This window comes from Moraxella nasibovis (assembly GCF_029581575.1).
In the GTDB taxonomy this organism is placed as follows: domain Bacteria; phylum Pseudomonadota; class Gammaproteobacteria; order Pseudomonadales; family Moraxellaceae; genus Moraxella; species Moraxella nasibovis.
In genome coordinates this window covers 1,082,844-1,096,477 of the sequence record NZ_CP089975.1, presented here as the reverse complement: position 1 = coordinate 1,096,477, position 13,634 = coordinate 1,082,844, and the positions used below count along the sequence as shown (strand labels likewise).

13 protein-coding genes are annotated in these 13,634 nt (G+C 47.1%); 1 reads left to right on the top strand and 12 read right to left on the bottom strand.

What is annotated here, in order from left to right; translation table 11 throughout:
• Positions 1–77: 77 nt before the first annotated feature.
• The 7 genes from purF to LU290_RS05230 all read right to left on the bottom strand — a co-directional run bounded on the left by purF (position 78) and on the right by LU290_RS05230 (position 6,983).
• Complete coding sequence (gene purF / locus LU290_RS05260; RefSeq protein WP_277809495.1) at positions 78–1,601, bottom strand: amidophosphoribosyltransferase; 1,524 nt, start codon at positions 1,599–1,601, stop codon at positions 78–80.
• A gap of 15 nt (positions 1,602–1,616) precedes the next feature.
• On the bottom strand, positions 1,617–2,144 hold the full coding sequence (locus LU290_RS05255) for a CvpA family protein (RefSeq protein WP_277809494.1): 528 nt from the start codon (positions 2,142–2,144) through the stop codon (positions 1,617–1,619).
• Positions 2,141–3,178: a quinone-dependent dihydroorotate dehydrogenase gene (locus tag LU290_RS05250; RefSeq protein ID WP_277809493.1), complete on the bottom strand. Its 1,038-nt coding sequence runs from the start codon at positions 3,176–3,178 to the stop codon at positions 2,141–2,143. Before LU290_RS05250 ends, LU290_RS05255 begins: the two co-directional genes overlap by 4 nt.
• A 276-nt stretch (positions 3,179–3,454) precedes the next feature.
• Positions 3,455–3,985, bottom strand: a complete 531-nt coding sequence (locus LU290_RS05245; RefSeq protein WP_277809492.1) for a methylated-DNA--[protein]-cysteine S-methyltransferase — start codon at positions 3,983–3,985, stop codon at positions 3,455–3,457.
• 100 nt (positions 3,986–4,085) lie between these two features.
• Complete coding sequence (ftsY, locus tag LU290_RS05240; protein ID WP_277809491.1) at positions 4,086–5,021, bottom strand: signal recognition particle-docking protein FtsY; 936 nt, start codon at positions 5,019–5,021, stop codon at positions 4,086–4,088.
• Between the two features lie 109 nt (positions 5,022–5,130).
• Positions 5,131–5,358 (bottom strand): hypothetical protein, encoded by a 228-nt coding sequence (locus LU290_RS05235; RefSeq protein WP_277809490.1) that lies wholly within the window; start codon positions 5,356–5,358, stop codon positions 5,131–5,133.
• 302 nt (positions 5,359–5,660) lie between these two features.
• Entirely contained in the window at positions 5,661–6,983 is a 1,323-nt protein-coding gene (locus LU290_RS05230) for a Na+/H+ antiporter family protein (RefSeq protein WP_277809489.1), read from the bottom strand.
• 312 nt (positions 6,984–7,295) lie between these two features.
• On the opposite strand from LU290_RS05230, the gene lon reads away from it, so the two are divergent.
• The gene (lon, locus tag LU290_RS05225; protein WP_277809488.1) at positions 7,296–9,713 is read left to right on the top strand and encodes an endopeptidase La; all 2,418 of its coding nucleotides are present in this window, start codon (positions 7,296–7,298) and stop codon (positions 9,711–9,713) included.
• 146 nt (positions 9,714–9,859) lie between these two features.
• Here the strand turns inward: lon and sodA are convergent, their stop codons facing one another.
• From sodA to LU290_RS05200, 5 genes are all read right to left on the bottom strand, one after another.
• Positions 9,860–10,474 carry a superoxide dismutase [Mn] gene (gene sodA / locus LU290_RS05220; RefSeq protein WP_277809487.1) on the bottom strand — a complete coding sequence of 205 codons (615 nt, stop codon included), beginning with the start codon at positions 10,472–10,474 and terminating at the stop codon, positions 9,860–9,862.
• 213 nt (positions 10,475–10,687) lie between these two features.
• A complete protein-coding gene (gene hfq, locus LU290_RS05215) occupies positions 10,688–11,332 on the bottom strand; it encodes an RNA chaperone Hfq (protein WP_277809486.1) in 645 nt (214 codons plus the stop codon).
• 69 nt (positions 11,333–11,401) lie between these two features.
• A complete protein-coding gene (miaA, locus tag LU290_RS05210) occupies positions 11,402–12,454 on the bottom strand; it encodes a tRNA (adenosine(37)-N6)-dimethylallyltransferase MiaA (RefSeq protein WP_277809485.1) in 1,053 nt (350 codons plus the stop codon).
• On the bottom strand, positions 12,447–12,887 hold the full coding sequence (gene tsaE / locus LU290_RS05205; RefSeq protein WP_277809484.1) for a tRNA (adenosine(37)-N6)-threonylcarbamoyltransferase complex ATPase subunit type 1 TsaE: 441 nt from the start codon (positions 12,885–12,887) through the stop codon (positions 12,447–12,449). Before tsaE ends, miaA begins: the two co-directional genes overlap by 8 nt.
• 26 nt (positions 12,888–12,913) lie before the next feature.
• Positions 12,914–13,510, bottom strand: coding sequence for a 6-pyruvoyl trahydropterin synthase family protein (locus tag LU290_RS05200; RefSeq protein ID WP_277809483.1), 597 nt, complete (start codon positions 13,508–13,510; stop codon positions 12,914–12,916).
• Positions 13,511–13,634: the final 124 nt, after the last annotated feature.

Below are 13,634 nucleotides of genomic sequence, written 5' to 3'. Positions count from 1 at the left end.
TTTGTTTGGTTATCATCACAAAAATAAGCCGCATTCACGACTTATTTTATGATGATTTTATGACAAATACCTGCAAATCAAACGCCCGTCACGCCTGTCATGTCCACAGGTGTATCGACGACGGTGACGGTTTTGTTTTTGGCAGCGTCGTTGCGCTTAGCTTGCAGTGCATCTAGGTATGCCTCATCGATGCCGCCTGCCACATAGTTACCATCAAATACCGAGCAGTCAAACTCATGCACTTTACTGTATTTGGTGTTATTCACCGCTTCAATCAGATCGTCCAAATCTTGGAAAATCAAGCGGTCAGCACCGATGATCTGGCGCACTTCCTCCACCGTACGACCCGATGAAATCAGCTCACTGCGAGACGGCATGTCGATGCCATAGACATTGGGGAATTTCACCTCGGGGGCTGCTGACGCAAAAAAGACATTTTTCGCCCCTGCGTCTCGTGCCATCTGAATGATCTCGTGGCAAGTCGTACCACGCACGATAGAATCATCAACCAACAAGACATTTTTATTTTTAAATTCTAGCGGAATGGCGTTCAGCTTTTGACGGACGCTCTTTTTGCGCTGACCTTGTCCTGGCATGATAAAGGTACGACCGATGTAGCGGTTTTTGTTAAAACCCTCACGATACTTGACATTCAAGTGTGTCGCCAGTTCCAATGCCGAATTACGAGAAGTATCAGGAATCGGAATCACCACATCGATGCCATGATCCTCGCCCCACTCACGGACGATTTTTTGGGCAAGTTTTTCGCCCATACGCATACGAGCCTTATGCACTGAGATGTTGTCAATGATCGAATCAGGGCGGGCAAAATACACATATTCAAAAATGCACGGGGTGTGTTTGACGCCCTCCACGCACTGCTTAGTGTGTAGATTGTGCGACAAATCAATAAAAATCGCCTCACCCGGAGCGATATCACGAACAATATCAAAGCCCAACGCCTGAATCGCCACCGATTCAGAGGCTACCACATACTCCACGCCATGCTCAGTCAGACGCTGACCATAGACAAGCGGACGGATGCCATTGGGATCACGGAATGCTAAAAGACCATGACCTGCGATGATCGCCACCACGCCATAAGCACCCTCACAGCGCTGATAGACCGCTTGCAAGGCATGGAAAATGTCGTTTGGTTCAAGGTTTGCCTTGGCAGACTTTTGTAGCTCGTTGGCAAATACATTGAGCAAAACTTCTGAGTCTGAGTCGGTGTTTAGGTGACGGTGGTCGTTTTCAAAAAGTTCTTTGGCGATTTTATCGGCGTTGGTTAGGTTGCCATTATGCGCCAAAGCAATGCCGTATGGCGAATTGACATACAAAGGCTGAGCTTCGGCGGTGCTTGAAGTGCCAGCTGTCGGATAGCGCACATGCCCGATGCCAAAATTACCCACCAGACGCACCATGTGCTTATTCAAAAAGACATCACGCACCATGCCGTTGTCTTTGCGCAGGTACAGTCTGTCATCTTTTAAAGTAACAATACCCGCCGCATCTTGCCCACGATGCTGCAACATGGTCAAGCCATCGTACAACATTTGATTGACAGGCTCATGCGCCACAATGCCAATTACACCACACATAATTCACTCCAAGTGTTAAGATTGGTAAGGATTTTGAATTTGCTGCCAAGTCTCGCCCAGCACTTCTTGCAATAACTGCACAGCGACAGGGGCGAGTGGCAAAAGATTTTGCGCCAAAATGGAGGTTTGCCAATTTGGTAAATGCACTAATAAAGGCGAGGCGATGCTAAGGATAATCAAGACCTTCAAAACGCCCGTCACAGCGCCCAGCACACCACCTAAAATGCGATCCAAAAAGCCCAATTTCAAGCGCTTAAAGAGTCCAGTCAGTGACATCGCCAACAGCTGCACCGCCATCATCACAACCAGCGCCACCACCAAAAACGCTGCTGCGATTTGCAAAATGGGGTTGGAGATGAACTCTGCCAATAAAGGCGCAACCGACTTTGCCAAGCGTGACGCCACCACGAGTGCAAGCAGCCATGAGATGAGCGATGCCGCTGTCTTGACAAAGCCTGCACCAAAACCACGCCACATGCCAAGCAGCACCATCACCATGATGAACAAGTCAATCCATGTCATCGACTCAGCCCAATGACTCATGCGATTTGATGACGCTCTTGATGCTCGGCGATCGCCTGCACGCAGTCGGTGATGAGCGCAGGTCCTTTATAAATCAGCCCAGAGAAAAGCTGCACCGCCTTCGCCCCTGCTTTGAATTTCTTGGCGGCAAGCTCACCTTCATCGATACCACCGACACCGATAAGATCTACTTTATCCGCCAAGCGGTCATGGAATAAAGACAAAATCTGCGTACTATTATGACTGACAGGACGACCAGACAGCCCACCCGCCTCGTCTGCGTGTGGATAATCCTCCACGCCCACACGAGACAGCGTGGTATTGGTGGCAATAAGCCCATCAATGTCAAACTCAACGACCGTACGAGCGATCTCATCGATCTGCGATTCGTCCAAGTCTGGGGCGATTTTTAAGGCTAGCGGTACATAAAATCCGTAGTCATTGGCAAGGCGAGTATGGCAAGTTTTAATGCCATCAAGCAGCGCCGACAACGCATCGGCACTTTGTAGGCTGCGTAAATTTTTGGTGTTTGGGCTTGAGATGTTGATGGTGATGTAGCTGGCATATGGATACACACGCTCCAAGCAGCACACATAGTCATCAAGGGCGTTTTCTACGGGCGTTGTGGCGTTTTTGCCGATATTGATGCCAAGCACGCCTTGATATTTGGCACGCTCGATGTTTTCTATCATTTTATCCACGCCATCGTTATTAAAGCCCATGCGGTTGATGATGGCGCCAGCCTGTGGTAGGCGAAACAGTCTGGGCTTGTCATTGCCTGCTTGTGGGCGAGGCGTGACCGTGCCGACTTCCAAAAAGCCAAAGCCAAGCTCACTCAGCGCATCGATGTGCGAGCCATTTTTATCCAAGCCTGCCGCCAGCCCCACTGGGTTGAGCAGATGGATACCCATGCAAGTGGTAGGTAGAGACTGTCTGGCATAGCTAAACCCAAGCAAGTTCGCCTTATGCGCCTTTTCAAGCATGTTTAGGGTGAATTCATGCGCACGCTCAGGCTCCATGTTAAATAAGAATGGACGAAATAGCGCATACGACATAAAAACCCCCAAAAAAAATTAAGCGATGGAAAAAATCGTTTTATTATATCACAGTTGAATGGGTGGCGGTATATGCCAAGCGGCTTTATGGTGAATTTTTTGCATATTTTAAGGGTGGATTTGCGACAATTTGCACAAAGAAGCCTAAACTGAATACAACCAACCCAAATCCATGCGTTAAATTGACTTGACGGAGTGAATCGGTAAAGGGCTGGCTCAGTGAAATCGCCAAACAAAAATATTGATTAAGCCACAAAACCTTTACGCACAATACCATCACACCGCCACAGCACCACGCTCCAATGCCAATAGCGCCGATTTGATAAACACACCGCCTGTATAGCCGCCGATGTCGCCATCTGCTTTGATGACCCGATGGCAAGGCACGATGAGACTGATGGGGTTTTTGCCATTGGCGTTGGCGGCTGCTCGAAAGGCGCTGGGCTTTGCGATGTTCTGCGCAAGCTTGGCATAGCTGATCGTCTGCCCATATTCAATGGCAAGCAGCGCCCGCCAAACCGCCTGCTGAAACGGCGTGCCAGACGATAAATCAAGCGGCACATCAAAATGCGTCCGCACCCCAGAAAAATACTCGTCAAGCTGAGTCATGGTCAATATGGCGACCGAATGGTCTTTATCATCATGCCTAAGCTCATCTTGTTTGACAAAGCTTGCACTTTTGCCCAGTTTGGCGTAGAGTTCATGGGTTTTATCGTCATGCCAATCAAGCGCCATCAGCTTGGCATTTTTGACCGTTAAGGTCATCAAGGGCAAGCCCAAAGGCGGCGTATAATGTGTACTGATCATTGTCAATTTATTGTTAAAATTATGGTTAAAAATTCAAAAACACACCACTATTGATTGGGCGCATAAAAATACCGCAACTTAAAAGCTGCGGCACACTGCGTCATTTTTCTTCATCAAACAACGCCTCGACAAACTCGTGCGGATCAAAGGCTTGCAAGTCGTCAATGCCCTCACCCACACCAATGTATCGAATCGGCACATTAGTATTTTGGGCGACATTAAACACCACGCCGCCTTTGGCTGTACCATCAAGCTTGGTGATGCTGATACCAGAAAGCGGCACAGCCTCTGAGAATATTTGCACTTGATTGATGGCGTTTTGACCTGTGCCAGCGTCCAGCACGATCATCGTCTCATGCGGCGCAGTCTCGTCGGCTTTTTTCATCACACGCACTACTTTTTCAAGCTCATTCATCAGGTGTGTTTTATTTTGCAGGCGCCCTGCGGTATCGGCGATCAGCACATCAATACCTCGTGCTTTGGCAGACTGCATGGCATCAAAGATGACCGATGCGCTGTCCGAGCCATGACCTTGCGCCACCACAGGAATGCCATTTCTCTCACCCCAGATTTGCAGCTGCTCAGTGGCCGCCGCACGGAAAGTATCGCCTGCTGCCAGCATGACAGATTTGCCTTCATTTTGCAGTCGTTTGGCAAGCTTGCCGATGGTTGTGGTTTTGCCTACGCCATTCACCCCCACCATCAATATCACAAAAGGCTTTTTGCTCGTGTCGATGTGCAAAGGATGCACTTTTGGCGCAAGAATGTCCACAAGCTCTTTTTTAAGCGCTTTGTACAGCGAATGCGAGTAAATCAAGTCGCCTCGTGCTGTCTGCTCGGTGAGACTTTTGATGATGCGGTTGGTAGCGTCCACACCAATGTCCGCCACCAACAGCTGATCTTCCACCTCTTCGAGCAGCTCATCGTCGATTTCTTTACCGCCGACCAGCACATTCATTAAACCTTCAGTTAGGTTTTTGCTAGACTTCGACAGTCCTTGTTTCATGCGGCTAAACCAGCCTTGATTTTCGCTCATTATTCACTCACGGTTGATTGTCAATTATCAAATTATCTGTCAAATTATCATAAAAATGCGCACAGACACATGCTCACCATCTTGATTGCAAAAGTTAATCAAAACTTCATCACACAAGCGGCATGACAGGCACGACCACCTCTTGATCTTGCGTGTCTTGCTCGATGATCTGGTGACTGGCGTCTTCTTCGTCATTGGTCAAGACAGGCTCGCTGCTCAGCGATACGAAGTCTTCGTAGTCTTCTTTTTGTGCCTCGTCTCGCACTTCCTCTGGCGTTGAGTCTGCATCGATGGTGGTATCAGGCTTGGCATGGATGCTGCTGTCTTTAAAAGTCATGTTTTATCTCGCTGTATTATTCTTTTGTATTATATCATAATTTTATCAATAAGTATCAATCAGTCACTTTGCCGCTCTGACTGATTGAGATTTCATTTGGCAGGGATTTGGCTTAAAAGCTTGATGCAAATCTTGGCATAAATAAGGTCGATTTGGCGCATTTTCAAGGCATGGCAATCACAGTCGCCACTGTATCACAAAAAAAATAAAAATCATCAGAAAGCCAATGCCCTCTGATGATTCATTAAAATAGTCATATTAAAATAGCCATAAGACAGCCGTTTTTAATAGACGATTCGTCCTTATAGCACCATCGCCGCAATCCAGCCAAAGATGATGAGCGGGATATTATAGTGGATAAAAGTAGGCAAAACCGAATCTTTGATGTGGTCGTGCTGTCCGTCCATATTCAGCCCCATGGTGGGTCCCAAAGTCGAATCGGACGCTGGCGAACCTGCATCACCCAGCACACCTGCGGTAGCAACAAGCGCAATGGTCGCAGGCATGCTAAACCCCAGTGCCATGCACAAAGGCACATAAATCGCCGCCAAAATCGGCACGGTTGAAAAAGACGAGCCAATGCCAAGCGTCACCACAAGCCCAATGATGAGCATCACAAACGCCGCTACGGCTTGATTGCCCCCAAAGACTTCCATCGCCCCCACCACCAGCGCATCAATCTGCCCTGTCGCTTTCATCACCTCGGCAAACCCCTGAGCGCTGATCATGATAAAGCCAATCATCGCCATCATCTTAATGCCGTCATTAAACACGCTGTCAGCCTCACGCCACTTCACCACGCCTGACGCCATGAATATGGCAAAACCTGCAATCGACCCCATCAGCAAAGAGTCGGTGTATAAATGCACCAAAAACGCCGCAATAATCGCCACCAGCGCCACCCAAGCACGATAATGACTGGGTTTGTCAGAAGTCATCAGAGCATCGGCAGCTTTCGCCACTTCGATGTTTTGATAAACACGGGGCTTACGATAGCTGACAAACACCGCCAATAAAAGCCCAATCAGCATACCCAGCGCAGGAATTATCATGATCTGCATGATGGATGCACCTGTCGTATCCATGCCAGCGTCGTTGATGTTTTTTAGGATGATTTGATTTAAAAAAATGTCGCCAAAACCATAAGGGATGAACATATAAGTATTCACCAGACCAAAGGTCATCAGACACGCCAAAAGCCGTCTGTCCACCTGTAAGCGGTTAAATAGCAAAAGTAGTGGCGGAATGATGAGTGGAATGAAGGCAATGTGAATGGGAATGAGATTTTGGCTAAATATCGCCATCACACAGACCACAGCAAACAGCAGCCACTTGACCGAGCGAGTCGCTGAGGCTTGATTGAGCCGGACGGTCATCGCATCTGCCAGTAGTTTGGGCGCACCAGAGTGAGCGATCGCCATCGCAAATGCCCCCAAAATCGCATAAGACAGCGCAATTTGAGCGCCATTTTTCAGACCATCTTGAAAAGCTGTCAGCGTGTCGGCGACTGTCAAGCCCGCCACCAAACCACCCGCCACCGCCCCAATAATGAGGCTCAACACCACATGGACACGAGCCAAAGACAGCCCAACCATGATGACCACCGCAATCAATACTGCATTCATGATTATTTCTCAAAAGTACAAAATTTGTATCATTATAGCCCATTTTTGCCAAAATTTCTGCCAAGCCATGCCAATCAGCCGATAACAATCGTCAAACACTGTCTTTTTTTTGGCAAATAATTCTTATAAATTTTCCCACAAAACATATAAACGCACCACTTTAAGCTTGTCTTTAACAATTATCCTTAAATATCCTTAAAACTTCTTTGAGTCGAGCGTGATTTGACAAAAAATCATGCCTAAGACTTGCATTTTTTGGCAAAGACCACCATAAACCATCCACACAAAAACAAACTGACAAAGGAGCCCTTCATGACTGATGAAGTCCTAGATCATTCTCAAAATACCCTACCACTTTTGGCGGTGCGTGATGTGGTCGTCTATCCGCACATGCAGATCGCCTTATTTGTGGGTCGAGAGCAGTCGATCGCTGCCATCAAAAACGCCCAAGATCATTTTAATGAAAAAATCTTGGTCGTATCACAAAAAGACTCACTGTCCGAAGACATCGACACCGCCAATCTTTATGAGCATGGCACGGTGTGTCGCATCATCAGCACCATGCCGCATGACAATGATGACAACTGCCTAAAAGTGCTGATGGAAGGCTTGTATCGTGCCAAGATCGATGACATCGACGAGACGCTGATTGCCACTTTTGATGAGGCGCCCATCACCAACCCCTTATCAAGCGATGAAAGCGAGGCGCACCGTGCTGTTTTGCTTGATTTTTTTGTGGATTATGCCGAGACGACTTTACGCAATGGGCGTGAGATTGCCCGAGTCGCTAGCCGCATCGATGATTTGCTTGAACTCATCTACTTCGTCGCCACTCGTGTGTCCATGAAGCTTGAAGACAAGCAAAATATCCTTGAAAATGACGACATCATGGCATATTACACCGCCTTGACGGAGTTTTTTACCAACAATAAAGCCGAGCGCAGCCTAGAACACGAACTGCAAGACACCGTCCGCAAGCAGATGGAAAATAATCAGCGTGAGTACTTTTTGAATGAAAAAATGAAAGCGATCAAATCTGAGCTGTCGGACTTGAACGATGGCGCTGACGAAGAAGATGGCGAGCTTGAAAAGCGTCTTAAAGAAGCAGACCTGCCTGATGAAGTACGCAAAAAAGCCGAAAGCGAGTTTAAAAGGCTCAAACAAATGCCGTCAAACTCATCGGAGGCGAGCGTGGTGCGTGGCTATGTTGAGTGGATTTTGGACACCCCTTGGCACAAAGCAAGCAAAGTTTCCATCAATCTACAAAAAGCCAAAAACACCCTAGACAAAGACCACTATGGACTCGACGATGTCAAAGATCACATTTTAGAATACTTAGCGGTGCAGTCTCGTGTCAAAAAGATGCGTGGTCCGATTCTGTGCTTGGTTGGTCCCCCAGGTGTGGGTAAGACAAGCTTGGGCGAGTCCATCGCTCGTGCCACAGGACGCAAATTTGTGCGTATGGCGCTGGGTGGGCTGCGTGATGAGGCTGAGATTCGTGGTCATCGCCGCACTTATATCGGTGCCATGCCCGGCAAAATCGTGCAAAGCCTTGCTAAGGTCGAAGTGAAAAACCCGCTGTTTTTGCTTGATGAAATTGACAAAATGGCACAAGATTTTCGTGGCGATCCTGCATCTGCCCTGCTTGAAGTGCTAGACCCATCACAGAACAGCAGTTTTAACGACCATTATCTTGACCTTGATTTGGATTTGTCAGAGGTGATGTTCATTTGCACCGCCAACAGCATGAACATTCCACCTGCCCTGCTTGATCGTATGGAGGTGATTCGTCTGCCTGGCTACACTGAGGACGAAAAACGCTCGATCGCCCAAAATTATCTGACGCCAAAAGCACTCGAACAAAACGGTCTTAGCAAAGATGAGCTAGACATCACAGAGGATGCCATCATCAGCATCATCCGCCACTACACCCGAGAGGCTGGCGTGCGTAATTTGGAGCGTGAAATCAACAAAATCAGCCGTAAAGCCGTGCGCTCACAAGTTGAGACTTATGGGATCAAACCAAAAAAAGACACCGTCATCGAACCCATCAGCGTGACAGATGACAACATCAGTGACTATCTGGGTGTTAAGCCCTACGACTACGGACTGGCTGAAAAAGAGCCAGAAGTCGGTCGCATCACAGGTTTGGCATGGACTTCGGTCGGTGGCGAGCTACTCACCATCGAGACTGCTACCATGCCCGGCAAAGGCGAGCTGATCTTTACAGGCTCGCTAGGCGATGTCATGAAAGAGTCTATCCGTGCTGCCATGAGCGTGGCTAGGGCAAGTGGCGAGCGTTTTGGCATCAGCTATGACAAAATCAAAGAGACCGACATTCATGTGCACATGCCAGAAGGTGCAACGCCCAAAGATGGTCCTTCTGCTGGTATTGCGCTGACCACAGCTTTGGTCTCAGCACTGACAGGCATCGCCATCCGACCAGACATTGCCATGACAGGTGAGGTGACTTTGCGTGGTAAGGTACTGCGCATCGGCGGACTCAAAGAAAAGCTCTTGGCGGCGCACCGTGGTGGCATCAAGCATGTCTTGATTCCAAAATCCAACGAGAAAGACTTGGCAGACATTCCCGACAATGTCAAAGAAGGTCTGACCATTCAAGCAGTTGAGACCATCGATGAAGTGCTAAGCGCTGCCTTAGTCACGCCGCTCATGCCATTAAAGCCTGTACTAAAAGTATCGGCAGATGAGCAGGGTCTAAGAAGCTAGTCTTTGTATCACTCAATCAATAAGACCGTTTTTACGGTCTTATTTTTTTGTCTGAATTGTCATTTTAAATATCTAAAAAAACGCAATGAAAAAAACACCCAAAACTGTGTTTTGAGTGTTTTTAAAATCAAGCTACTTGTAAGCCATCATGCCGCATCAAAGTTGGCTTGTGCTTGATCCCAGTTTACCACATCCCAGAATGCCTTGATGTAGTCTGGGCGTTTGTTTTGGTATTTTAGATAATAAGCGTGCTCCCACACATCCAGACCGATGATCGGTGTACCTTCACAGCCTGCCACCGCTTTGCCCATCAATGGGCTGTCTTGGTTGGCGGTAGAAACCACAGCAAGCTTGTCACCTTGCTTAACCAGCCACGCCCAGCCTGAGCCAAAGCGAGTTTGCGCTGCTTTTTCAAATTCTTCTTTGAACGCATCTACCGAACCAAAATCACGCTCGATGGCTTCTTTTAGTGAGCCTTTAAGCTCGGTGCCAGTTTTTAGAATGGTCCAAAATAGGCTGTGGTTGGCATGACCGCCTGCATTGTTGCGCACCGCAGTTTGCTTGTCGCTTGGGATTTTGTCAAGATTGGCGATCACTTCTTCAGCTGATTTGTCCGCCCATTCGGTGCCTTCTAGGGCAGCGTTTGCGTTATTCACATACGCTTGATGATGGCGAGAGTGGTGGATTTCCATGGTTTCTTTGTCAAAGTGTGGCTCTAGCGCGTCGTAGGCGTAGCCCAATTCTGGTAGTGTAAATGCCATGATGGTATTCCTTTTGATTATAAATGAATGCATGATGCATGCCAGTAGTGATTACTACTTCAACTAATATAAGGACTTTGGGGGATAAAATCAAGTAAAAATCCAAAAGTTTTTAAAATCAAACAAAAGCGCAACATCTCATTCACACAGCGATGGCAAATAAAAAACCACCGAATCGATCGATGGTTTAAAAATCAACAAATCAAGCAATCATCAGCCATGAAACTCATCATTGCCAAATTTGTCATCAAAGCCTTTGTCATTAAATCCACCAAGGCTGTGATTTTCTTTTTTCTCAAAAGTTTTGCCATCAAAGCCACGCTCTTCGAACGCCGCACGGTCAAAGTTTCTGTCAAAGCCTTGGTTCATATTGCGGTCAAAGCCTTGATTCATGCCGCCACCTTGTGGATAGCCACCACGCTCAAAGCCGCCACGACCGCCAAAATTATCATTAGGTGGTGTGCGTGTAAAACCGCCGACAGGACGAGAGCCAAAGCCGCTTTGACGCTCAAAACCTTGGCTTGAACCACGCTCAAAGCCTTGGTTTGCGCCAGTTGCCATGCCTGCTGATGGGTAGCTGCCAGATGACATCACACCAAGCGATGCGCCATTGTATCCACCTTGTGATGACGAATTTGGTGCGCCGTCCGTGCGTGGGTTGCGAGTGGGGACGACGGTAGAGATGGCGTGCTTATACACCATTTGACTGACGGTATTTTTCAAAAGAACGACATACTGGTCAAACGACTCAATTTGTCCTTGTAGTTTGATGCCATTAACCAAAAAAATAGACACAGGAATGCGGTCTTTACGCAGTGCGTTCAAAAACGGATCTTGCAAACTTTGCCCTTTTGACATAAAAATTCTCCAAAAACCAAACTGATCAAAAACACAGTTTAAAATACAGCGCATGAGCAGGCTAACTTCTTATAATAACTGCTCTTGTACTTCTTGTATGCTAGAAAATGGCACAATCAATGATGAAATCGTGCCATCAAGACGAGCTAGGCTACGCTGCCAAGTGGATTGGCGTTTGGCAAGCTGTCTTGTTGCATATAATGCCTTATTTTTCATGTCTTGACAAGCCATTTGCACGCTATTTGGCGACTCTTTTTGTAAATTTTTTGCAAAGTCTTGCCAAGCCGCAGAAATATCCATCACTTCATGACCGCTCAGTGCCAAAAACTCCAACACTTGCCGATAGCCCACGCACCGCATGGACGGCATTTGCGGGGTCAAATCTGGGTATTTTTTGAGCAGATTGACCACTTCATCAACAAAACCATGCTCCCACATGATATCCAGTCGCCTTTCGATCCGCTCGTGTAGCCACGCACGCTCTGGCTCTACCGACAGCCCAATCCAATGCTGGCTGGGGTTTTGGGCAGGGGCAACTTTGGGGGTCGCTTGCCAGACGCTCATCGGCGTACCAGTTTGCAACTGCACTTCCACCGCACGAGTGATTCTTTGGGTGTCAGAGATTTTGAGCCTTTGGCAGATTTTTGGGTCGTGCGTTTGCAGATATGCATACAGCTCGCCAATGCCCTTCTGATCAAGCCACGCCATCACTTGCTCACGAATGGCAGGGTCGGTGTCAGGCACGGCAGACAGACCGTCAAGAAGTGCCATGTAGTACATCATCGTCCCACCGACGAGTAGCGGAATTTTTCCCCTTTGATGAATGCTGTCAATCAGACGCTCGGTGTCGGACGCAAAGCTTGCCACATTATAAGTCTGCGTAGGCTCAATGATATCCACCAAATGGTGCGGAAAACGCTCAAGCTCACTGGGTGTAGGCTTTGCCGTGCCAATGTTCATGTCCTGATAAATCAAGGCACTGTCCACCGAAACCAACTCAAACCGCCCTGTATCGTACAATTTGAACGCCAAATCAGTCTTGCCACTGGCAGTAGGGGCAATCAGACAAACCACAGCATTGTCAGGCAGATGTTTATAATTAAGCTTTTTGTCGTTAAGCATGGGCAAGCTCAATTCCTGTGAGGACAGCCATTCTGTCGTCATTGTCCAATTTTTTAAACTCAATCAAAATGTCAGGCTTTGGCAAAATGCTGGTCGCACGGCTTGCCCATTCAATGATGACCAGCGAATTTGGCTCATCAAAATATTCAAAAAATCCCATCAGTTCTAATTCTTCTGGGTCATTGAGCCGATACAAATCCGAATGATAAATGGGCTTATTGTTTATCAAATATGGCTCAACTAGGGTAAAAGTTGGACTTTTTACCGCCCCTGTATGCCCCAATGCCCGCAAAAAATAACGAGTAAAAGTCGTCTTGCCCGCCCCCAAATCGCCTGACAGCCAAATGCTCCCTACTGGGTTAAGCTCGGCGATTTTTTGGGCAAGTGTGGCGGTGTCGGATTCAGAAGTTAGGATAAATTGTTTTTGGTTCATTGTTTTAATTAAAAATATTTTTAAATTTAAGGTTTTACTTGCAAATCAACGACAGGATTATAAAATTTCTCGCCATTTTTTAATTTGTCAAATAACAAAGGATCGCCCCATTCTTTTTTGACATCATCACTAAATTCAAAATCGTTTAAAGTTAATAAGCCCATTTGTTCATTGACAATATCTTCATAAAAACATTGGGCGTATCCTGTCGCAGTTTCATGGACGATGACCGAATAGACTGACACGCCCTGCTCGCCATTTTGCATTTGCGTTTGTTTCAAAATTTCGCTCGCCCAAAAAAAGATCACACGACTAAACTGCTCAGCGGACGGCGACACAGGCAAGCTCACCCAGCGAGCCGAAAAAGTCTTACAAGCCTTGATGTATTCAGGGTCATCTTTATTCCAAAAAGTGATGGCGTGGTCAAAGCTGTCGATGATGTCTTTGATATTACCCTTTAATAGCCCAAAATCATAGACCATCTGCCCATTGTCAAGGGCGTTGGCCTGTAAAATCAGCTCCACTTGATAGCTGTGTCCATGAATGGAATATTTACAGCGGTCGGAGCTACAATTGCGGACGATGTGGGCATTTTCAAATTTGAATAATTTACGGATACGCATGGCGGTGTGTTCAATTTAAATATTAGGATAACTTTTTATTATAGCATATTTTATGAAGGATAAATACAGTCCGATGATGCGTGCAAATCATGCAATTATGGCAAAATTCTTACTTTTTTCTGCA

Excerpts from the sequence above, each read along its gene's own strand:
- purF (WP_277809495.1), bottom strand. The coding sequence starts at position 1,601 with ATGTGTGGTGTAATTGGCATTGTGGCGCATGAGCCTGTCAATCAAATG.
- LU290_RS05255 (WP_277809494.1), bottom strand. The coding sequence starts at position 2,144 with ATGAGTCATTGGGCTGAGTCGATGACATGGATTGACTTGTTCATCATG.
- LU290_RS05250 (WP_277809493.1), bottom strand. The coding sequence starts at position 3,178 with ATGTCGTATGCGCTATTTCGTCCATTCTTATTTAACATGGAGCCTGAG.
- LU290_RS05245 (WP_277809492.1), bottom strand. The coding sequence starts at position 3,985 with ATGATCAGTACACATTATACGCCGCCTTTGGGCTTGCCCTTGATGACC.
- ftsY (WP_277809491.1), bottom strand. The coding sequence starts at position 5,021 with ATGAGCGAAAATCAAGGCTGGTTTAGCCGCATGAAACAAGGACTGTCG.
- LU290_RS05235 (WP_277809490.1), bottom strand. The coding sequence starts at position 5,358 with ATGACTTTTAAAGACAGCAGCATCCATGCCAAGCCTGATACCACCATC.
- LU290_RS05230 (WP_277809489.1), bottom strand. The coding sequence starts at position 6,983 with ATGAATGCAGTATTGATTGCGGTGGTCATCATGGTTGGGCTGTCTTTG.
- lon (WP_277809488.1), top strand. The coding sequence starts at position 7,296 with ATGACTGATGAAGTCCTAGATCATTCTCAAAATACCCTACCACTTTTG.
- sodA (WP_277809487.1), bottom strand. The coding sequence starts at position 10,474 with ATGGCATTTACACTACCAGAATTGGGCTACGCCTACGACGCGCTAGAG.
- hfq (WP_277809486.1), bottom strand. The coding sequence starts at position 11,332 with ATGTCAAAAGGGCAAAGTTTGCAAGATCCGTTTTTGAACGCACTGCGT.
- miaA (WP_277809485.1), bottom strand. The coding sequence starts at position 12,454 with ATGCTTAACGACAAAAAGCTTAATTATAAACATCTGCCTGACAATGCT.
- tsaE (WP_277809484.1), bottom strand. The coding sequence starts at position 12,887 with ATGAACCAAAAACAATTTATCCTAACTTCTGAATCCGACACCGCCACA.
- LU290_RS05200 (WP_277809483.1), bottom strand. The coding sequence starts at position 13,510 with ATGCGTATCCGTAAATTATTCAAATTTGAAAATGCCCACATCGTCCGC.